Below are 19,961 nucleotides of genomic sequence, written 5' to 3'. Positions count from 1 at the left end.
CAACGCAACAAGAAGACACAGCGAAAGGTCGCGAGCAGTCGCGAGAAGAAGTACCTAGGTGCGCCGGGAAGTCTGGTCGGCAAGCGATTCGTCCTGCCCACCGACCGGAGGTCGACCCCCGTGGCCGCGCCCGCACCCAGCAACGCACCCCGCAACAACCGCAAGGTTCTCGGACGGCTCTCGCTGCCCGAGCGGAACTTCGTCGCGAACGCGCTGCGCACCGAGACCGTCGGCGGTGTCCTCCTCCTCGTCGCCGCCGTCACCGCGCTGATCTGGGCGAACACAGCCGGCGGCTCGTACGAGTCCGTGAGCGGCTTCCACCTGGGGCCCGGCGCCCTCGGCCTCGACCTCTCCATCCAGCACTGGGCGGCCGACGGACTGCTCGCCGTCTTCTTCTTCGTCGCCGGCATCGAGCTCAAGCGTGAGCTCGTCGCGGGCGACCTGCGCGACCCGAAGGCCGCCGCACTGCCCGTCGTCGCCGCGCTCTGCGGCATGGCCGTACCCGCTCTGGTGTACGTCCTGGTCAACACAGTCGGCGGCGGTTCCATGGACGGCTGGGCGGTGCCGACCGCCACGGACATCGCCTTCGCGCTCGCCGTCCTCGCGGTCATCGGCACCTCGCTGCCGTCCGCACTGCGCGCCTTCCTGCTCACGCTGGCCGTCGTCGACGACCTCTTCGCGATCCTGATCATCGCGGTGTTCTTCACCAGCGACCTCAACTTCGCGGCGCTGGGTGGCGCGGTCATCGGCCTCGCGGTCTTCTGGCTGCTGCTCCGCAAGGGCGTACACGGCTGGTACGTCTACGTTCCGCTGGCCCTGGTCATCTGGGGGCTGATGTACAACAGCGGCATCCACGCCACGATCGCCGGTGTCGCGATGGGCCTGATGCTGCGCTGCAGCCGCCGCGAGGGTGAGGAGCACTCACCGGGCGAGCACATCGAACACCTCGTGCGCCCCCTCTCCGCCGGACTCGCCGTGCCGCTGTTCGCGCTGTTCAGCGCGGGTGTGGCGGTGTCGGGCGGCGCCCTCGGGGACGTGTTCACCAAGCCGGAGACGCTTGGCGTGGTGCTCGGGCTCGTGATCGGCAAGGCGGTCGGCATCTTCGGCGGCACCTGGCTCGCGGCGCGGTTCACCAAGGCCGAGCTCAACGACGAACTGGCCTGGCCGGACGTGTTCGCCGTCGCCTCGCTCGCCGGCATCGGCTTCACCGTCTCGCTCCTGATCGGCGAACTCGCCTTCACCGAGGACCCGCTCCTCACCGGTGAGATCAAGGCAGCCGTCCTGATGGGCTCTCTCATCGCGGCCGTGCTTTCCGGGATCCTGCTCAAGGTGCGCAACGCCCGCTACCGCGCGCTGTACGACGAAGAGGAGCGCGACGACGACCTCGACGGCATCCCGGACGTGTACGAACAGGACAAGCCGGAGTATCACCTGCGCATGGCCGCGATCTATGAGAAGAAGGCGGCCGAGCACCGCAGGCTTGCCGAAGTGTCGGCCGGGGCACGCACCGATGACGACGGTCCGGCATGATCTGAGCAGACTTGACCGCGCGGCATCGGCTGGGCGGCCGTATCTGAGCAGACGTACGTGAGCACGCTGACGCAGACTGACGCGGACTTACGCAGACTTACGGAGAAGGGGAGAAGCGATGAGCACACCCGACGGGCCCGTTGGCACCGAACGCAGCCTCGGCCAGCTGGTCTCCACGGCGACCAGCGAGATGTCCGCCCTTGTGCACGACGAGATCGCGCTGGCCAAGGCCCAGCTGCGCCAGGACGTCAAGCGGGGTGCGGTCGGCGGTGGCGCGTTCGCCGCGGCGGGGGCGGTGCTGCTCTTCTCGCTGCCGATGCTGAGCTTCGCCCTGGCGTACGGCATCCGTACCTGGAGCGGCTGGAACATGGCGATCTGCTTCGTGCTCTCCTTCGCGGCGAACGTGCTGGTCGCCGGGGTGCTCGCGCTGATCGGCGTCGTCTTCGCGAAGAAGGCCAAGAAGGGCAAGGGGCCGCAGAAGGCCGCCGCCTCCGCCAAGGAGACGGCCGCCGTACTGCAGAACGTCAAGCCGCACCCGCGTTCGATCGGCCCCGCGCCCGTCACCGGTGCCACCCTCGACCGTGGCAGTGAGAAGGCTGCGGCTGTGGCACGCTCGTCTTCATGACGGACCCCGCCACACCCGCCCCCCATCCGGCCCAACCGACGTCACTCGTACGCATCGAAGGACCGTGGACGCACCGGGACGTCGCCGCCAACGGCGCCCGCTTCCACATCGCCGAGATGGGCGACGGACCGCTCGTGCTGCTCCTGCACGGCTTTCCGCAGTTCTGGTGGACCTGGCGGCATCAGATGGTGGCACTCGCCGACGCGGGCTTCCGTGCGGTCGCGATGGACCTGCGGGGCGTGGGCGGCAGCGACCGTACGCCGCGCGGTTACGACCCGGCGAACCTCGCGCTCGACATCACGGGCGTCGTGCGGTCGCTCGGCGAGCCGGACGCCGCGCTCGTCGGGCACGACCTGGGCGGATACCTCGCGTGGACGGCGGCCGTGATGCGGCCCAAGCTGGTGCGCCGCCTTGCCGTCTCCTCGATGCCGCACCCGCGGCGCTGGCGCTCGGCGATGCTGTCGGACCGCAAGCAGACCTCCGCGGCCTCGTACGTGTGGGGTTTCCAGCGGCCGTGGGTGCCGGAGCGTCAACTCGTCGCGGACGACGCCGCTCTGGTGGGGCGTCTGGTGCGGGACTGGTCGGGGCCGCGGCTTCCGGACGACGAGTCGGTGGACACGTACCGCCGTGCCATGACGATCCCGTCGACGGCGCACTGCTCGGTCGAGCCGTACCGCTGGATGGTGCGGTCGATGGCCCGCCCCGACGGCATCCAGTTCAACCGGCGCATGAAGCGCCCTGTGCGGGTTCCCACGCTGCACCTGCACGGCTCGCTGGACCCCGTGATGCGGACGCGCAGCGCGGCCGGCTCGGGCGAGTACGTCGAAGCGCCTTACCGGTGGCGGCTGTTCGACGGCCTGGGGCACTTCCCGCAGGAGGAGGACCCTGTCGCGTTCTCCACCGAGCTGGTGAACTGGTTGAAGGATCCCGAGCCGGACCGGTAGGCCGGTCGGGGCTCTGAACGGGCTCGGGTCGCGGCCGTGGGAACACGTGTCCTTCGAACGGCCAATTGCCTCCCGCATAGGCCAATTGGGGCCCGTGGGCGCGATTACCGACCTTGGGGCACGGGCACACGTCGGGGTATGGGCTGGACGCACGACTACAGTGACGCAGCACGCAACCGCCGCTCGGCCACAGCGCTGAACAGCCGTGAGAGGGGCGGTCCGCACGATCCGGGCCATGAGGGCCCTGCTCAAGGCATCGGCATTCCCCACATCCTGCGCCGCAGGGCCCGCTGGGTCTCGGCGCGGCTGAGGCATACGCGCGACTGATCGCATCGCTTGCGCGCGGCTGATCGCGTCGCTCACGCGCGACTGATCCGCCTGTTCCCCCCGGCTGCGCGCCCCCTAGAGCGCGCAACCCTCGCTGTCGACCTCTTGGTTGGCGGTGCGGCCTGCCTTGATGTCCTCGCGGACCTCGTCGGCGGTGAGTGCGTAGCCGGTGTCCGGGTCGTCGAGGGACTTCGCGAACACCACGCCGTAGACCTTGCCTTCGGACGTGAGCAGCGGGCCGCCGGAGTTGCCCTGGCGGACGGTCGCGTAGAGCGAGTACACATCGCGGCGCACCGTGCCCCGGTGGTAGATGTCCGGGCCGTTGGCCGTGATGCGACCGCGCACGCGCGCGGGGCGCACGTCGTACGGGCCGTTCTCGGGGAAGCCCGCGACGATCGCGTTGTCACCGCTGACCGCGTCCTTGGACGTGAACTGCAGCGCGGGCGCCTGGAGGGTCGGCACGTCCAGTACGGCGATGTCGCGCTCCCAGTCGTAGAGCACGACCTTCGCGTCGTACGTCCTGCCGTCCCCGCCTATCTGCACCGTCGGGTCGTCCACGCCGCCCACCACGTGCGCGTTGGTCATCACGCGGCGGTCGGAGAAGACGAAGCCGGTACCTTCGAGAACCTTGCCGCAGCCACGGGCCTCGCCCTGCACCTTCACGATGGAGCGCCTGGCCTTCGTGGCGACCTCGCTCTTGGCGAGCTTGGGGTCGGGCGCCTGGACCTCGGTGATGGGCTCGTTCGAGAACGGGCTGAAGACCTGCGGGAAGCCGTTGCGCGCAAGGACCGATGAGAAGTCCGCGAACCAGGTGTCGGCCTGGTCGGGCAGCGTGCGCGAAACGCCGAGCAGGATCTTGGAGTTGCGTACTTCCTTGCCGACCGTCGGCAGCGTCGTACCCGCGAGAGCGGAGCCGATCAGCCAGGCGACGAGGAGCATGGCCAGTACGTTGACCAGCGCGCCACCCGTGGCGTCCAGGGCGCGGGCGGGCTGCCAAGTGATGTATCTACGGAGCTTGTTGCCCAAGTGCGTGGTGAAGGCCTGGCCGATGGAGGCACAGACGATCACGATGACCACGGCGACGACGGCGGCCGTCGTGCTCACCGCTCCCTCGTCGTCCGTGAGGGCGGCCCAGATGACGGGCAGCAGGTACACCGCGACGAGTCCGCCGCCCAGGAAACCGATCACCGACAGGATGCCGACGACGAATCCCTGGCGGTAGCCGACGACCGCGAACCACACGGCGGCGACCACCAACAGGATGTCCAGCACGTTCACCGATTCAATCCTCGCCTCGCATCGCGGTCGCCACGTCCCCGCAACCTTGTCATGCGCGCCAGTCGAGCGGCACCTGCTTGGTGCGGTCCCAGGGGCGCTCCCAGCCTGCGAAGTGCAGGATTCTGTCGATCACTCCGGCCGTAAAACCCCAGACCAGGGCGGATTCGACGAGGAAGGCCGGTCCTTGGTGGCCGCTCGGGTGAACCGTCGTCGCGCGGTTGGCGGGATCCGTGAGATCGGACACGGGAACCGTGAAGACGCGGGCCGTCTCGGCCGGATCGACGACGCCGACGGGGGTGGGCGTGCGCCACCAGCCGAGCACCGGGGTCACCACGAAGTCGCTCACCGGGATGAAGAGCTTGGGCAGCACGCCGAAGAGCTGGACGCCTCGGGGGTCGAGCCCGGTCTCCTCCTCGGCCTCGCGCAGGGCGGCGCGCAGGGGCCCGTCGGTCAGCGGATCGCCGTCCTCGGGGTCGAGGGAGCCGCCGGGGAAGGAGGGCTGGCCCGCGTGCGAGCGAAGGCTTCCGGAGCGCTCCATCAGGAGCAGCTCGGGGCCGTGTGTGCCCTCTCCGAAGAGGATCAGAACGGCGGACTGGCGTCCGGCACCGTTCTCCGGGGGCAGGAAGCGGCTGAGCTGGGTCGGCTGGACGGTGCCGGCGGCGCGGGCGACGGGGTCCAGCCAGGCGGGGAGTCCTTCGGTGGTGAGGCGCACGTGTCCGTTGGGGCTGCCTGCTCGCGCGGGTTCTTGTCCGGGCCCCTGGCCGTGTCCCTCGAAGCCGTTCCCATCGCTCATGTGCGTATCGCTCGTGTCGGTTGTCTCGCTCGTGTCGCTCGCGTGCGTCATCGGCACCCCCGTCCAACTGTGGACAACGCCCGTGGACCCTCGGTTGGTTCCTCGCTCATGCGGCGCCCAGCGGGGGCGCGGCCTTCCCCGGGTAGTCCGGCGGGGGCTTGAGGCGCTGGCCCGGCAGGCCGCCCATCTCGTACTTCAGGAGCTTCTTCGCCTTCTCCGGGTCGGTCTCACCCTCTCCGTACGAGGGGCAGAGATCGGCGATCGGGCAGGCGCCACAGGCGGGCTTGCGGGAGTGGCAGATCCGACGGCCATGGAAGATCACTCGGTGCGAGAGCATCGTCCACTCGCTCTTCGGGAAGAGCTCGGCGACGGCGGCCTCGACCTTCACCGGGTCGGTCTCCTCGGTCCACTTCCAGCGCCGGACGAGCCGCCCGAAGTGGGTGTCCACAGTGAGGCCGGGCACTCCGAAGGCGTTCCCGAGCACGACGAACGCGGTCTTGCGACCTACGCCGGGCAACTTGACCAGGTCCTCTATGCGGCCGGGGACCTCGCCGCCGTGGTTGTCCCGCAGGGCGGCCGCCAGCCCCATGATCGACTTCGTCTTCGCCCGGAAGAATCCGGTCGGCCGGATCAACTCCTCGACCTCTTCGGGGTTCGCGGCGGCGAGCTCCTCCGGGGTCGGATACGCGGCGAAGAGGCGCGGCGTCGTTTGGTTCACCCGCAGGTCGGTGGTCTGCGCGGAGAGGACCGTGGCGATGAGCAGCTCGAAGGGGTTCTCGAAGTCCAACTCGGGGTGGGCGTACGAGTACACCTCGGCGAGCTCGCGGTTGATGCGGCGGGCTCGGCGGACGAGGGCGGCGTGGGACTCGGGTTTGGCTTTTGTCTTGGCCGTGGGCTTGGTGGTGGCGGTGGCGGTGGCCTTGGCCGTGGCGGTGGCTGCTGGGGCGGGTTTCTTGGCCACGGCTGCCTTCTTGGCTGGAGCGGCCTTCTTGGCCGGAGTGGCCTTCTTGGCCGGAGTGGCCTTCTTGGCCGGAGTGGATTTCGCCGCGCCGGCTGTGGCCTGTTTCTTCTCCGAAGGCTTCCTCACCGGTGGCACCTTTGTCCCTTTTGTCGCATTCTCTGGTTCAGTGGAAGCCTGTTCGCCCACAGCGGAATCTGGGCGGCCTCTCACCTTCCCAGCCCTCCTGGCCTGTGCTCTCACCGGCTTTTTGGACACCCGGCCAGCCTAGAGCCCGACACTGACATCCGCCCTGGACCCTATGGATCGGCCCCCAATTGGCCCCCTCCCGCACAGCTCGCGACGCCGGTGCGGCAGACTTGTGACTGATCACACTGTTTGGACCGTCCGGCAAAATGGGGGACCACAGTCCCCTGATGCAGGCCGACAAGGAGAGAACTCGTGGACGACGTTCTGCGGCGCGCCCCGCTCTTCGCGGCGCTCGATGACGAGCAGGCCGCGGAGCTCCGCGCCTCCATGAGTGAGGTGACGCTCGCGCGCGGGGATGCGCTTTTCCATGAGGGCGACCCCGGAGACCGCCTTTACGTGGTCACCGAGGGCAAGGTGAAGCTTCACCGCACCTCACCCGACGGCCGCGAGAACATGCTCGCGGTGCTCGGCCCCGGCGAGCTCATCGGTGAGCTCTCGCTGTTCGACCCGGGCCCGCGTACGGCAACCGCCTCCGCGCTCACCGAGGTCAAGCTGCTCGGCCTGGGCCACGGCGACCTTCAGCCGTGGCTGAACGCGCGGCCCGAGGTGGCCGCGGCGCTGCTGCGTGCCGTTGCTCGGCGCCTGCGCAAGACCAATGACCAGATGTCCGATCTGGTCTTCTCCGACGTGCCCGGGCGTGTGGCCCGCGCCCTTCTGGACCTGTCGCGCCGCTTCGGTGTGCAGTCCGAAGAGGGCATCCACGTCGTGCACGACCTCACGCAGGAAGAGCTGGCCCAGCTGGTCGGCGCGTCCCGCGAGACGGTCAACAAGGCTCTGGCGGACTTCGCGGGGCGTGGCTGGCTTCGGCTTGAGGCGCGTGCGGTGATTTTGCTGGATGTGGAGCGGTTGGCGAAGCGGTCGCGCTGACGCGGTTTCGCTGACGCTGTTTCGTACGCGGATGGGTCCTGCCTCGGTTTGAGGCGGGGCCCATCCGTGCTTCCGCACAAGCTTTCCCACCCACCCGCCCGATTGCCCCGTGGTGTTGGGGGGTGCGGGCAGGGAGGGTCCGCCGACCAGCCGCCCCGGCCGACCTGGGGTGGCCGGGACGGGGTGCGTCCGCCAACCAGCCGCCCGGGGCGGCCGGGCAGGGAGTGCCCGCCCAGCTGACGCCCCGGCCCCGTCGGGGGGCGGGCGGGAATGTCGCCGTCCTGGCGCCCCGGTTCGGCCTGGGGCGGGGTAGAAGAGGCCCGCCGGCCAGGTGCCCCGGGGCGGGCGGCTGAGGGGTGGGCGGGGAACGTCGCCGTTCTGGCGCCCCGGGGCGGGTGGTGGGCGGTGGAGGAGGTCCGCCGGCCAGGCGCCCCGGAGGTGGGTGGTGGGGGATGTTCGTCATCCAGGGGCCTGGGGCAGTTCGGGGTGGGCGGGGCACTTGGAGGGGTGGGGGAACTCACCCGTTCAAGGCCCCCCGGCCCGGCTAGATCAAGCCGTGTTCTCGCAAGTAGTCCAGTTGCGCCCTTACCGACAGTTCCGCTGCCGGCCACAACGAGCGGTCCACGTCCGCGTAGACGTGGGCGACCACGTCCGACGGTGCCGCATGGCCGTTCTCCACGGCCGTCTCGACCTGGGCCAGGCGGTTCGCGCGGTGGGCCAGGTAGAACTCAACGACCCCCTGTGCGTCCTCCAGGACCGGGCCGTGGCCCGGCAGGACCGTGTGCACGCCATCGTCGACCGTCAGGGACCTCAGGCGCCGCAGGGAGTCCAGATAGTCCCCCAGGCGGCCGTCAGGGTGCGCCACGACCGTCGTACCGCGGCCCAGGACCGTATCTCCCGTCAGGACCGCCCGATCGGCCGGGAGATGGAAGCAGAGGCTGTCCGCGGTGTGGCCCGGCGTCGGGACCACACGCAGCTCCAGGCCGCCTGTCGTGATCACGTCACCCGCACCGAGGCCCTCGTCGCCGAGTCGCAACGCGGGGTCGAGGGCCCGCACCTTGCTGCCGGTCAGCTCGGCGAAGCGCGACGCGCCCTCCGCATGGTCCGGGTGGCCGTGAGTGAGGAGAGTGAGCGCCACCCGCTGCCCGGCCTTCTCGGCCGTGGCGATGACGTTCTGGAGGTGTACGTCGTCCAGGGGCCCGGGGTCGATGACGACCGCGAGCCCGGAGTCCGGCTCGGACACGATCCAGGTGTTGGTTCCGTCCAGCGTCATCGCGGACGCGTTGGGGGCCAGGACGTTGACCGCACGGGCGGTCGCGGGGCCACTGAGGACTCCGCCCCGGGGCTGGCCGGGAAGGGCGGCGGCTTCGGTCATGCGGAGATGGCTCCCGTCCGGTTCGTTGCAGGCAAGGCTGTGGTGGCGGGCGTGGCCGAGGCGGGAGGAGCAACGGCAGCGGCAGACACAACCGAGGCGCGAAGGCCAGCCGCACTGACAGACCCAGCCAACGCGGAAGGAACAACCGCAACCACAGACACAAACGAGGCGCGAAGGCCAGCCGCACCGACAGACCCAGCCAACGCGGAAGGAGCAACCGCAACCGCAGACACAACCGAGGCGGAAGGGCCAGCCACAGTGGCAGGCGCAGCCAACGTGGAAGGGCCAGCCACAGTGGCAGGCGCAGCCAACGTGGAAGGGGCAGGTGCCGCGGCAAGCGTGGCCGTAGTCATGCGGAGCCCCCCGTAGGGATGTGCTTGGTGAACTCCTCGTGGCCCGGCCAGGTCAGCACCAACTCGCCCTCCTTGAGGCGCGCTTGGGCCAGGACCGGGGTGAGGTCGCGCTCCGGGGCGGCAGCAAGGGCGTCCGCAGCCGACCCGTAGGGGCTCAGTTGGCGCAGGGTCGCGATGGTGGGCGGCATCATCAGGAGGTCGCCCTTGTCGTACCCCGCCGTGGCCTCCCTGGGAGCGATCCACACCGTACGGTCGGCCTCCGTGGAGGCATTGCGGGTGCGCTGCCCCTCCGGGAGGGCCGCCACGAAGAAGAACGTGTCGTAACGCTTCGGCTCGAACTCCGGAGTGATCCACCGGGCCCAGGCGGCGAGCAGGTCACTACGGAGGACCAGGTCCCTGCGGTCCAGGAACTCCGCGAAGGAGAATTCGCGGGCCACCAGTGCCTCGCGGTCCGCCTCCCAGTCGTCGCCGGTGGTGTCGCCGACGACGCTCGACGGGGTGGGCCCGGCGAGCAGCACGCCCGCCTCCTCGTACGTCTCGCGGACAGCGGCGCACACGATCGCCTGGGCGCCCGGCTCGTCCACGCCGAGACGCGCCGCCCACGTCGCACGGGACGGGCCCGCCCAGCGCACGAGGTGGTCGTCGTCCCGCGGGTCCACGCCGCCGCCCGGATACGCGTACGCGCCTCCGGCGAAGGCCATGGAGGCGCGTCTGCGCAGCATGTGCACGGCGGGGCCCGTCACGGCGTCCCGAAGGAGCATGACCGTGGCCGCCCGGCGCGGAGTCGCGGGCGTCAGTTCCCCGCTGCTCAGCGCACGGATTCGGTCGGGCCACTCCGGGGGGTACCACTGCCCATTAGCCATGGGCGGAGGCTATCCCCTAGTGGGCTGATGTTCGAGAGGCAACTATCGGGTGCCAGAAGGCAGCGGTCGGGCTTCATCGAGGCTGGACTACGCCTCGGTCAGCCCCACAGCCATCGCTACTACGCCTCGGTCAGCTCCACCTGGATCTCGACCTCGACCGGCGCGTCCAGCGGCAGGACCGCCACACCGACCGCGCTGCGTGCGTGCACGCCCTTGTCGCCGAGCACCTCGCCGAGCAGCTCGCTCGTGCCGTTGATCACGGCGGGCTGGCCCGTGAAGTCCGGGGCCGATGCGACGAAGCCGACGACCTTCACGACGCGCGCGATCCGGTCAAGGTCACCGGCGATGGACTTCACCGCGGCCAGGGCGTTCAGACCGCACGTGCGGGCCAGTTCCTTCGCCTCTTCGGGGGTCACCTCCGCGCCGACCTTGCCGGTCACCGGAAGCTTGCCCTCCACCATCGGGAGCTGGCCCGATGTGTAGACGTAGACACCCGACTGGATGGCCGGCTGATAGGCGGCGAGCGGCGGCACGACCTCCGGCAGGGTCATGCCGAGCTCGGCGAGCTTCGCCTCTACGGCCCCGCTCATGCCTGCTTCTCCCGCTTCAGGTAGGCCACGAGCTGCTCAGGGTTGTTCGGCCCGGGCACGACCTGGACGAGCTCCCAGCCGTCCTCGCCCCAGGTATCCAGAATCTGCTTCGTGGCATGGACGAGCAGCGGCACGGTTGCGTATTCCCACTTGGTCATATGGCCGACTGTAGCCGTTGTGAGGCGCTGCTCACGGTGGCCTCCTGCTTAGTCCGGACGGCGACTGGTTAGGCTCGGAAGTGTGAGCAGGCTCCAGGTCGTCAGCGGCAAGGGCGGTACCGGCAAGACCACGGTGGCCGCCGCACTCGCGCTCGCCCTCGCGACGGAGGGAAAGCGCACTCTCCTCGTGGAGGTGGAGGGCAGACAGGGCATCGCGCAGCTCTTCGAGACCGAAGCGCTGCCGTATGAGGAGCGGAAGATCGCCGTCGCTCCCGGGGGCGGGGAGGTGCATGCCCTCGCCATCGATCCCGAACTGGCGCTGCTCGACTACCTCCAGATGTTCTACAAGCTGGGGGGCGCCGGACGGGCGCTCAAGAAACTCGGCGCCATCGACTTCGCCACCACCGTCGCGCCGGGTCTGCGGGACGTCCTGCTGACCGGCAAGGCCTGCGAAGCCGTACGCCGGAAGGACAAGAACGGGCGTTACGCGTACGACTGCGTGGTGATGGACGCGCCGCCCACCGGGCGCATCACTCGCTTTCTGAACGTGAACGACGAGGTGGCCGGGCTCGCCAAGATCGGGCCCATACACAATCAGGCGCAGGCCGTGATGCGCGTCCTCAAGTCACCGGAGACAGCGGTCCACTTGGTGACGCTCCTCGAGGAGATGCCCGTCCAGGAGACAGCCGACGGGATCGCCGAGCTGCGTGCCGCCAAGCTCCCCGTGGGGCGCGTCATCGTGAACATGGTGCGGCCCGCGCTGCTCGACGAGGACGCCCTGGAGCTCGGGCTCGGGCAGACACCGCGCACCGCCATCGCCAAGTCCCTGGCCGCCGCCGGGCTCGGCGGGGCCCGCCGCGGAGGTGTCGCCGAGCGTCTGGTCGACCCGCTCCTGGAGCAGGCCGCCGAGTACGCCGAGCGGTACGCCCTGGAGGGCTCCCAGCGGGCCGTCCTCGGCGAGCTCGGCCTGCCCCTGCACGAACTCCCGCTGCTGGCCGGGGGAATGGACCTGGCGGGGCTCTACGAACTCGCGACGGAACTGCGGAAGCAAGGGATCGCATGACTTCGGACCCGGCACGACACCCGGAAACGACACGCCCCCTGGACCCGGCCCGCACGCTCGACGTGGACGCCCTGCTCGATGACCCGAAGACCCGCATCGTGGTGTGCTGCGGCTCCGGAGGCGTCGGCAAGACGACCACGGCGGCGGCGCTCGGCCTGCGCGCGGCCGAACGGGGCCGCAAGGTCGTCGTCCTGACCATCGACCCGGCACGCAGGCTCGCCCAGTCCATGGGCATCGACTCGCTCGACAACGTCCCACGCCGGGTCAAGGCCATCGAAAGCGCCTCGGGCGACGGCGAGCTGCACGCCATGATGCTCGACATGAAGCGCACCTTCGACGAGATCGTCGAGGCGCACGCGGACAAGGAGCGGGCGAGCGCGATCCTCAGCAACCCCTTCTACCAGTCGCTTTCGGCGGGCTTCGCGGGCACGCAGGAGTACATGGCGATGGAGAAGCTGGGGCAGCTGCGCTCCCGCGACGAGTGGGACCTGATCGTCGTCGACACTCCGCCATCGCGCTCGGCCCTGGACTTCCTCGACGCGCCGAAGCGCCTCGGCTCCTTCCTGGACGGGAAGCTGATCCGGGTGCTCATGGCCCCGGCGAAGGTGGGCGGCCGGGCCGGGATGAAGTTCCTGAACGTCGGGATGTCGATGATGACGGGGGCCCTGGGCAAGCTGCTCGGCGGTCAACTGCTGCGCGACGTGCAGACGTTCGTGGCCGCGATGGACACCATGTTCGGCGGCTTTCGCACCCGCGCGGACGCCACGTACCGGCTGCTCCAGGCGCCGGGCACGGCATTCCTGGTGGTGGCGTCGCCCGAGCGGGACGCGCTGAGGGAGGCGGCGTACTTCGTGGAGCGCCTGGCGGCCGACGACATGCCGCTCGCCGGTCTCGTGCTCAACAGGGTGCACAGCAGCGGCGCCGCTCAGCTCTCGGCCGAGCGGGCACTTGCCGCCGCGGAAAATCTTGAGGAGAGCCGCATTGTGGATCAGGGGGACGGGAAGGTTGGAGTGCGTAGCCCCAGCGAGGCTGCCCCCGAGGCACACGGGGCTCCCAGCAACTCCCCCGAGGCCCCCGCACCTTCTGAAGAGACCTCCGAAGCCCAGGCTGAAGTTCCCGCCGAACCCCACGACACTCAGCAGCCCGTGCCTCATGACGCACAGCAGCCCGTAGCCCAGCTGACCGCCGGCCTGCTGCGACTGCACGCGGAGCGCATGCAGCTGCTCGTGCGCGAAAGGCGCACGCGCGACCGATTCACCGCGCTTCACCCCGAGGTGGCCGTGGCCGAAGTGACGGCACTGCCGGGTGACGTGCACGACCTGGCAGGCCTTCGGGCCATCGGGGACCGGCTCGCGGCCGGTAGTGACGGCGATCCGGCCGGAGCTGCCTGAGCAGCGAGCCCGGCTCACCGCCACGCGGCAGGTGGGGGCTCCCCGAGGGGTCCCCCAGGGGGTTGTTCCCACCGCCACGCGGCCGATGGGCGCTAACCCACCGCCGCGTAGCTCTCGTACGTCTCGTCGTCCTCCAAGTCCACGGGCAGCAGGCCCGCGCCACGCTCGTACTCGGAGCGCGCCGTCTCCAGCAGATGGCGCCACGAGGTGACCGTGGGACGCCTGCGCAGCAGTGCGCGGCGCTCCCGCTCAGTCATGCCACCCCACACGCCGAACTCGACGCGGTTGTCCAGCGCGTCGGCCAGGCACTCCGTGCGCACCGGGCAGCCGGTGCACACCGCCTTCGCCCTGTTCTGCGCTGCTCCTTGAACGAACAGTTCATCTGGATCGGTAGTGCGGCAGGCCGCCTGCGCACTCCAGTCGGTTACCCAGCCCATACCGGCGCCGTCCTCTCCCGAATCGAGGCTCCCCCACGGCGGCAGCGGCATATTCACCGCCGCCAGTTGAGGACGTTACGGAAGGTGGGCACAGCGCAACACCCCCTTCGGGCCCAATCTTGAATGGCCCGAACGGACTATGCGTAAGCGGCAGATCACCCGACGGAGTGAGCTGGCGACATGCGTGATTAACCCGGCAAATGCGGGCACTTCAGCTGAGTCACAACGGGCATCGAATGCCGCATGAGGCGAATTCGGACGCACTTTCCCTGGCGCTTGAAGAGCGGGGGGAGCCCCCGTTCGGGATTCGGGACCGACGGAGGGTTGTTGCCAAACCGCACTGCTGTGACAGTTGAGAGCAGCTTAGGCCAAGGCATTGAGGCGTGTCCGGCGAATCAGAACGTAGGCTGCCTCCATGGGAAAGAAGCGCTCGGGCGGTGGTCTGTCACCAACTCAGCAGGCCGCGAAGTTCCTAGGTGTCAGCGTGCTCGCGGGAGCCGTGCTGGCAGGCATCGCTCTGCCCGCGGCCGGCGCGCTCGGCCTCGCGGCGAAGGGCTCGGTGGAGGAGTTCGACGAGATCCCCGCCAACTTGGAGCAGCCGCCGCTGAGTCAGCGCACCACGATCCTCGACAGCGAGGGCGGCTCCATCGCCACGGTCTACTCGCGTGACCGCACCGTGGTGCCGCTCAACGACATCTCGCCGTACATGCAGAAGGCGATCGTCGCGATCGAGGACTCGCGCTTCTACGAGCACGGGGCGATCGACGCGAAGGGCATCCTGCGCGCGCTGAACCAGAACGCGCAGAGCGGCGGTGTCTCGCAGGGCGCGTCCACGCTCACCCAGCAGTACGTGAAGAACGTCTTCGTCGAGGAGGCGGGCGACGACCCGACGAAGGTCGCCGAGGCCACCCAGCAGACGCTCGGGCGCAAGATCCGCGAGCTGAAGTACGCGATCCAGGTAGAGGAGAAGCTCGGCAAGAAGCGCATCCTCAGTAACTACCTGAACATCACCTACTTCGGGCAGCAGGCGTACGGAGTCGAGGCCGCGGCCCAGCGCTACTTCTCCAAGCCCGCCAAGGACCTGCAGGTCCAGGAGGCCGCGCTGCTGGCCGGCATCGTGCAGTCCCCCAGCCGTTACGACCCCGTCAACGACACCGAAGAGGCCACCAAGCGCCGCAACGTAGTGCTGCAGCGGATGGCCGAGACGCACGACATCACGCAGGCGGAGGCCGAGGAGGCGAAGGCGAAGCCGCTCGGCCTGAAGGTGAGCAAGCCCAAGAACGGCTGCATCACGGCGGTCAGTGGTGCCGGATTCTTCTGTGACTACGTACGCGAGGTCTTCCTCTCCGATCCGGTCTTCGGCAAGACCAAGGAGGACCGGGCGAAGGTCTGGAACCAGGGCGGGCTGCGGATCAAGACGACCCTCGCTCCCCAGGCACAGCAGTCCGTGCAGGCCTCGATAAAGGATCACGTCAAGCAGTCCGACGACGTGGCGACGGCGGCCACCATCGTCGAGCCGGGCACCGGCAAGATCCTGGGCATGGGCCAGTCGCGGCCCTACGGCTTCAAGAAGGACGAGACCACGATCAACCTGTCCGTGGACGACGCCATGGGCGGCGGCGCGGGCTACCAGCCGGGATCGACGTTCAAGCCGATCGTGGCCGCGGCCGCCCTGGAGGGCGGCATGCCGCCCACGAAGAGCTACGGCTCCCCGTACGAGATGCCGTATCCGGACAGCGTCGCGGCGTGCGACGGCAAGAAGTGGGCGAACACGGGGAACTGGAAGCTCACCAATGAGAACGAGTCCGAGGTCGGCCCGTACGACATGAGGGAAGCGACCGCGAAGTCGGTCAACACGTACTACGTGGAGATGATCGGCGACATCGGCATCTGCCCGGTGACGCAGATGGCCGAGAAGATGGGCGTCGAGCGGGCCGACGGCCGGAAGATCGACCAGGCGCCGTCGATCGCGCTCGGCACCCAGGAGATGTCCCCCCTGACGATGGCGGGCGCGTACGCCACGTTCGCGGCGCGCGGCAAGCACTGCACGCCCGTCGCGATCGAGTCGATCGCCGCCCCGGGCGGCAAGTCACTGCCGGTACCGAAGTCGACGTGCTCGCGCGCGATGTCGGCGAAGACGGCGGACACGATCAACACGCTCCTGAAGGGCGTGGTCGAGGACGGAACCGGCAAGCAGGCCGGCCTCGGCTCCCGTGCGAGCGCGGGCAAGACGGGTACGACCGACTACCGCTACGCGGCCTGGTTCGTGGGCTACACCCCGAACATGTCGGGCGCGGTCTGGGTCGGCGACCCGCAGCACAAGCGGCAGATGGTCGACATCACCATCGGCGGAGTCCCGTACGACAAGGTCTTCGGTGGTGAGGTCCCGGGTCCGATCTGGCGGGACGCGATGAGCGGGGCGCTCGCGGGCAAGCCCGCGCCGGGCTTCAACACCGTCCACATCCCGGACGGCGACAAGGACAAGGACAAGCACCACGACGACAACAAGCCGCCGGGTCACGGCAACGGAGGCGGCGGCAATGGTGGCGGCGGCAATGGTGGTGGCGGCAACAACGGCGGCGGCGATCCGTGGCCGGACATCTCGCTGCCGCCGGAGGTCATCGGCGGTGGCGGAAACGGCGGGAACGGCGGGAACGGCAATGGAGGCGGTGGCGGGATCGGCGGCTGGGGCCGGTAGGGCCCGGCCACTCCCAGTCTCCAGTACGTGAATCTCCAGTAATCGAATCTCCAGTACGTGAATGGGGGCGCCCCCTTTGATCAGGGGGCGCCCCCATTCGCGTACGCGCCTGCTCAGCCCGCGAGCAGCTGCTTCACCACGGCGGCGACGCGGCCGCCCTCCGCAAGGCCCGCGACCTTCGGGTTCACGATCTTCATGACCTGGCCCATGGCGCGCGGCCCCTCGGCGCCGGCGGCCCTGGCCTCCTCGACGGCCTGGGCGACGATCGCCCGCAGCTCGTCGTCGGAGAGCTGCTTCGGCAGGTACTCGGCGAGGATCTCGCCCTCCGCCTTCTCCTTCTCGGCCTGCTCGGCGCGACCGCCCTGGGCGAAGGCCTCAGCGGCTTCGCGGCGCTTCTTCGCCTCGCGAGAGATCACCTTCTGCACTTCATCGTCGGAGAGCTCACGGGCCGTCTTGCCCGCGACCTCCTCCTTCGTGATGGCGGTGAGGGTCAGCCGGAGCGTCGAGGAGCGCAGCTCGTCACGCCCCCTGATCGCGGCGGTGAGGTCATCCTGAAGCTTCGACTTGAGCGTGGTCATGCGGTGATTGTCGCAGGTGCGTACGGCCCGACGCCCGCAGATTTACGGGGCCTTCGGGTCTGACACCATGGGTGGATGCGCGCGCGATACGCAGTACCCCTGGGAATCACGGCGACGGCCGCCGCCGGACTGGTCTACTCGGTGGGCTTCGAAGCCCGCTCGTTCCGACTGCGACGGGTCACGGTGCCCGTCCTGCCGCCGGGGATGCGGCCGCTCAGAGTCCTCCAGGTGTCGGACATCCACATGGTCTCCGGGCAACGCAAGAAGCAGCGCTGGCTGCGCTCGCTCGCGGGCCTCCGCCCCGACTTCGTGATCAACACCGGGGACAACCTCTCCGACCCCGAGGGCGTACCGGAGACGCTGGACGCGCTCGGCCCGCTGATGGAGTTCCCGGGGGCGTACGTCTTCGGCTCGAACGACTACTACGGCCCCAAGCTGCGCAACCCCGCCCTCTACCTGCTGGAGAAGGCCCAGGGCAAGCACGGCCTGAACGGCAACCCGCCCGCCGTCGGCGTCATCCACAACCCGTGGGAGGACCTGCGCGACGGGTTCGACGCCGCGGGCTGGGTGAATCTGACGAACACGCGGGGCGCCCTCAAGATCGAGGGCTACGAGATCGGCCTCACCGGCGTGGACGACCCGCACATCAAGCGCGACCGGTACGCGCGCGTGGCGGGGGGTCCGGGCCCGAGCGCCGACTTCTCGATGGGCATCGTGCACGCGCCGTACCTGCGCGCCCTCGACGCTTTCACGGCCGACGGCTACCCCTTGATCCTCGCGGGCCACACCCACGGCGGCCAGGTGTGCATTCCCTTCTACGGGGCGCTGGTCACCAACTGCGACCTGGACACGAAGCGCGTGAAGGGCCTGTCGAGGCACGAGGCGGAGGGCAGGACGTCCTTCATGCACGTCTCAGCGGGCTGCGGCGCGAACCGCTACACCCCGATGCGCTTCGCGTGCCCCCCGGAGGCGACGCTGCTGACCCTGACGGCGGGACCCGACCCCCGGGCAGCCCGTCACTGAGGCCTCGGGCCGCGGGTCGCCGGCACGGGATGCCCGGGGCCCGAAAACCGGATTTCGTCTCCGGCCGCCGGTCCGCTAAAGTAATCGATGTCGCCACGGCCAGCAGCAATACGGGCAGGTGGAACAACGACATCGGGGTGTAGCGCAGCTTGGCAGCGCGCTTCGTTCGGGACGAAGAGGTCGTGGGTTCAAATCCCGCCACCCCGACAGCTGAAACACCAGGTCAAGGGTCTGATCCGCATCGCGGGTCAGGCCCTTCCTGCGTTTCAGGTGATCGTTTGGGAGAAAACTGGGAGAAGATCTTGGTCCGGGTCTCCCAAGCGGCTGCAGCCAAGCCAGTCTGATAGCCCGGTCGCCGCATCACGCTCATGTGCGCCTTCGCGAACTGAGCACCCCGGACAGATGATCGGAAATGACCTGACCGACAATCGGCAGACGGCAGGCGAAGCTGGGGCACCAGCGGAAGAACGCGGCAGCGACCTGCCCCGACGCAAATCTCCGGGCCCAAGGAGGGGCTCAATGAGGGCCTCGGAGCAGCGAAGAACGGTAGCCTTCCACGCCCTCCTCGCCGCTGGGCCAAAGGCTGGCGCAGGTCGCTTCAACTTGCGGATCGGCTGCGTCGCCCGCGCGCACCACTCATGTTCATTCGCCAGGTCAACATGGGCCTGCTCACTCCGTACTGGAGCATCGCATCCTCAGGGCTGGTGCCACGCCTGACGATGGACCACGCCGCCTCGTTAGTGATGAGGAGGTTGCCGGCCAGCCAGTCGGCCTCCTCTTCGATCTCTCCGTCCCAGTGCCTACAACCGCCGAGGTCGAGCGCAGGACCGGGCATGTGCATCAAGAGCGCGTGAGCGATTTCATGAGCGGCTGAGCTGTTTTGCCGCCCCGGATCGTGCGAGTCGTTGACCCAGATTCCCCGCCGTGTCCCTGCGTATACGGTCAGAGCACTCACAGCTTCCCGTACATCGGTGAGGAGCCGACCGATCCGTGCGTCATGGGCTATCACAGAACTGAACGTCTTGACCGGGATCGCCAAGTGTTCAGCGAGCTGGGTGGGCGCGAGAGGTGACGCGGGATGAAGCCCCAGCTCCTTCCGCATCTGCACCGCTAGGCGGTTGGCTTCAGCCTTGAAGCCATGACGCAACGACATAGGGAGCTCCCCTACTCCGGCTGAGAGTTCACCAACTGGTTGTAGGCGACGGTGATCAGAGCTTCGAGGGCTTCCGCGGCCTCCGGCGTGAGGTTGCGATCGCCCCGTAGATGCGTAGCTACCTTGGTCAACGTGTCCTGGCTGCGCGGCTCGTCGGTTCGTCGAACGAAATCATCCGCGCTGAGATTGGCCCATGTGACAAGAGCCGCGAGCCCATCCACGTCGGGCCGGCGCCCCTGAGCCAGCCTCGTCAACGTCGAAGCACTTACACCGGCCTGCTGAGCTACGTCCTTCCAGAGAAGGCCGCGCTCCTGCCGCGTGCGATCCAGGGCTGCATGAAACGCGACTGCGTCAAACCGTCCTGCTGCAATCCGCTCGCTCACGATCTCCTCCTCTCCGACGCATGGTTGCATATCAGGAACCACTTGCGAAAGTCGAAGCAGGTCCTCTACCCTCCAAATTGCAAGATCGGTATTGATTCCGATCTTGCAATCGTCGAATGTCGATCTTGAAGGGTGATGGCCGCATGGCTACGAACACCGGCAAGGGCTTCCGTCGCGGCAGCGTCTCCCGACGCAGCCAGGTGCTCAATCCCCGGTCCGGAGCATGGATGAAGCGAGGAGAGAACGGCCGCTTCATGGATGGGAAGCCAGGCGGCACGCCGTTCAAGGGCGTCCGCCGGGAGAAGTAGAACGTCACGTGCTGGCG

General features: G+C 69.0%; 21 protein-coding genes and 1 tRNA gene. 11 read left to right on the top strand and 11 right to left on the bottom strand.

Going from position 1 to position 19,961, the window contains the following annotated elements; genetic code table 11:
* Window positions 1-120 precede the first annotated feature (120 nt).
* The 4 genes from nhaA (at window position 121) to ACZ5WE_RS13145 (ending at window position 3,426) form a co-directional block, all read left to right on the top strand.
* Complete coding sequence (gene nhaA / locus ACZ5WE_RS13160) at window positions 121-1,530, top strand: Na+/H+ antiporter NhaA (protein ID WP_467685977.1); 1,410 nt, start codon at window positions 121-123, stop codon at window positions 1,528-1,530.
* 118 nt (window positions 1,531-1,648) lie between these two features.
* Complete coding sequence (locus tag ACZ5WE_RS13155; protein WP_467685975.1) at window positions 1,649-2,155, top strand: phage holin family protein; 507 nt, start codon at window positions 1,649-1,651, stop codon at window positions 2,153-2,155.
* Complete coding sequence (locus tag ACZ5WE_RS13150; protein ID WP_361829272.1) at window positions 2,152-3,099, top strand: alpha/beta fold hydrolase; 948 nt, start codon at window positions 2,152-2,154, stop codon at window positions 3,097-3,099. The genes ACZ5WE_RS13155 and ACZ5WE_RS13150 overlap by 4 nt, the downstream gene beginning before the upstream one ends.
* 138 nt (window positions 3,100-3,237) lie before the next feature.
* Window positions 3,238-3,426: a hypothetical protein gene (locus tag ACZ5WE_RS13145; RefSeq protein ID WP_237330242.1), complete on the top strand. Its 189-nt coding sequence runs from the start codon at window positions 3,238-3,240 to the stop codon at window positions 3,424-3,426.
* A gap of 75 nt (window positions 3,427-3,501) precedes the next feature.
* On the opposite strand, the gene ACZ5WE_RS13140 is transcribed toward ACZ5WE_RS13145, so the two are convergent.
* The 3 genes from ACZ5WE_RS13140 to nth all read right to left on the bottom strand — a co-directional run bounded on the left by ACZ5WE_RS13140 (window position 3,502) and on the right by nth (window position 6,593).
* Window positions 3,502-4,704, bottom strand: a complete 1,203-nt coding sequence (locus ACZ5WE_RS13140) for a MarP family serine protease (protein ID WP_467685972.1) — start codon at window positions 4,702-4,704, stop codon at window positions 3,502-3,504.
* A gap of 49 nt (window positions 4,705-4,753) precedes the next feature.
* Window positions 4,754-5,497 (bottom strand): NUDIX hydrolase, encoded by a 744-nt coding sequence (locus ACZ5WE_RS13135; protein WP_467685970.1) that lies wholly within the window; start codon window positions 5,495-5,497, stop codon window positions 4,754-4,756.
* Window positions 5,498-5,603: 106 nt separating this feature from the next.
* Window positions 5,604-6,593 (bottom strand): endonuclease III, encoded by a 990-nt coding sequence (gene nth, locus ACZ5WE_RS13130; RefSeq protein ID WP_467685968.1) that lies wholly within the window; start codon window positions 6,591-6,593, stop codon window positions 5,604-5,606.
* 303 nt (window positions 6,594-6,896) lie between these two features.
* Between nth and ACZ5WE_RS13125 the strand changes: the two genes are divergently transcribed.
* Complete coding sequence (locus ACZ5WE_RS13125) at window positions 6,897-7,571, top strand: Crp/Fnr family transcriptional regulator (RefSeq protein WP_016642758.1); 675 nt, start codon at window positions 6,897-6,899, stop codon at window positions 7,569-7,571.
* Window positions 7,572-8,115: 544 nt separating this feature from the next.
* On the opposite strand, the gene ACZ5WE_RS13120 is transcribed toward ACZ5WE_RS13125, so the two are convergent.
* The 4 genes from ACZ5WE_RS13120 to ACZ5WE_RS13105 all read right to left on the bottom strand — a co-directional run bounded on the left by ACZ5WE_RS13120 (window position 8,116) and on the right by ACZ5WE_RS13105 (window position 10,910).
* Complete coding sequence (locus tag ACZ5WE_RS13120) at window positions 8,116-8,946, bottom strand: MBL fold metallo-hydrolase (RefSeq protein WP_467685966.1); 831 nt, start codon at window positions 8,944-8,946, stop codon at window positions 8,116-8,118.
* Window positions 8,947-9,295: 349 nt separating this feature from the next.
* Window positions 9,296-10,162 carry an NUDIX hydrolase gene (locus tag ACZ5WE_RS13115; protein ID WP_467685964.1) on the bottom strand — a complete coding sequence of 289 codons (867 nt, stop codon included), beginning with the start codon at window positions 10,160-10,162 and terminating at the stop codon, window positions 9,296-9,298.
* 119 nt (window positions 10,163-10,281) lie between these two features.
* Entirely contained in the window at window positions 10,282-10,752 is a 471-nt protein-coding gene (locus ACZ5WE_RS13110; RefSeq protein ID WP_467685962.1) for a RidA family protein, read from the bottom strand.
* Entirely contained in the window at window positions 10,749-10,910 is a 162-nt protein-coding gene (locus ACZ5WE_RS13105; protein WP_003975360.1) for a DUF4177 domain-containing protein, read from the bottom strand. The genes ACZ5WE_RS13110 and ACZ5WE_RS13105 overlap by 4 nt, the downstream gene beginning before the upstream one ends.
* Window positions 10,911-10,992: 82 nt before the next feature.
* On the opposite strand from ACZ5WE_RS13105, the gene bagA reads away from it, so the two are divergent.
* Window positions 10,993-11,973, top strand: coding sequence for an ATPase BagA (gene bagA, locus ACZ5WE_RS13100; RefSeq protein ID WP_467685960.1), 981 nt, complete (start codon window positions 10,993-10,995; stop codon window positions 11,971-11,973).
* Window positions 11,970-13,364 carry an ATPase BagB gene (bagB, locus tag ACZ5WE_RS13095; protein WP_467685958.1) on the top strand — a complete coding sequence of 465 codons (1,395 nt, stop codon included), beginning with the start codon at window positions 11,970-11,972 and terminating at the stop codon, window positions 13,362-13,364. Before bagA ends, bagB begins: the two co-directional genes overlap by 4 nt.
* A gap of 92 nt (window positions 13,365-13,456) precedes the next feature.
* Here bagB and ACZ5WE_RS13090 read toward each other — a convergent pair whose 3' ends face one another.
* Window positions 13,457-13,801, bottom strand: coding sequence for a WhiB family transcriptional regulator (locus ACZ5WE_RS13090; protein WP_361829254.1), 345 nt, complete (start codon window positions 13,799-13,801; stop codon window positions 13,457-13,459).
* Window positions 13,802-14,216: 415 nt separating this feature from the next.
* On the opposite strand from ACZ5WE_RS13090, the gene ACZ5WE_RS13085 reads away from it, so the two are divergent.
* On the top strand, window positions 14,217-16,499 hold the full coding sequence (locus ACZ5WE_RS13085) for a transglycosylase domain-containing protein (protein ID WP_467685956.1): 2,283 nt from the start codon (window positions 14,217-14,219) through the stop codon (window positions 16,497-16,499).
* 113 nt (window positions 16,500-16,612) lie between these two features.
* On the opposite strand, the gene ACZ5WE_RS13080 is transcribed toward ACZ5WE_RS13085, so the two are convergent.
* Entirely contained in the window at window positions 16,613-17,077 is a 465-nt protein-coding gene (locus ACZ5WE_RS13080; RefSeq protein WP_467685954.1) for a GatB/YqeY domain-containing protein, read from the bottom strand.
* Window positions 17,078-17,152: 75 nt separating this feature from the next.
* Between ACZ5WE_RS13080 and ACZ5WE_RS13075 the strand changes: the two genes are divergently transcribed.
* The gene (locus ACZ5WE_RS13075) at window positions 17,153-18,100 is read left to right on the top strand and encodes a metallophosphoesterase (protein ID WP_467685952.1); all 948 of its coding nucleotides are present in this window, start codon (window positions 17,153-17,155) and stop codon (window positions 18,098-18,100) included.
* Between the two features lie 133 nt (window positions 18,101-18,233).
* Window positions 18,234-18,307 (top strand) — tRNA-Pro (locus ACZ5WE_RS13070).
* A 391-nt stretch (window positions 18,308-18,698) separates the two neighbouring features.
* Here the strand turns inward: ACZ5WE_RS13070 and ACZ5WE_RS13065 are convergent.
* Both ACZ5WE_RS13065 and ACZ5WE_RS13060 read right to left on the bottom strand, forming a co-directional pair.
* The gene (locus ACZ5WE_RS13065) at window positions 18,699-19,253 is read right to left on the bottom strand and encodes an ImmA/IrrE family metallo-endopeptidase (protein ID WP_467685950.1); all 555 of its coding nucleotides are present in this window, start codon (window positions 19,251-19,253) and stop codon (window positions 18,699-18,701) included.
* 11 nt (window positions 19,254-19,264) lie between these two features.
* Entirely contained in the window at window positions 19,265-19,636 is a 372-nt protein-coding gene (locus tag ACZ5WE_RS13060) for a helix-turn-helix domain-containing protein (protein WP_467685948.1), read from the bottom strand.
* A gap of 143 nt (window positions 19,637-19,779) precedes the next feature.
* Here ACZ5WE_RS13060 and ACZ5WE_RS13055 point away from each other — a divergent pair, with 143 nt between their 5' ends.
* A complete protein-coding gene (locus ACZ5WE_RS13055; protein ID WP_467685946.1) occupies window positions 19,780-19,944 on the top strand; it encodes a hypothetical protein in 165 nt (54 codons plus the stop codon).
* Window positions 19,945-19,961 lie beyond the last annotated feature (17 nt).

This window comes from Streptomyces sp. NPDC033180, from assembly GCF_055577645.1.
This window is presented reverse-complemented; position numbering and strand designations above follow the sequence as displayed.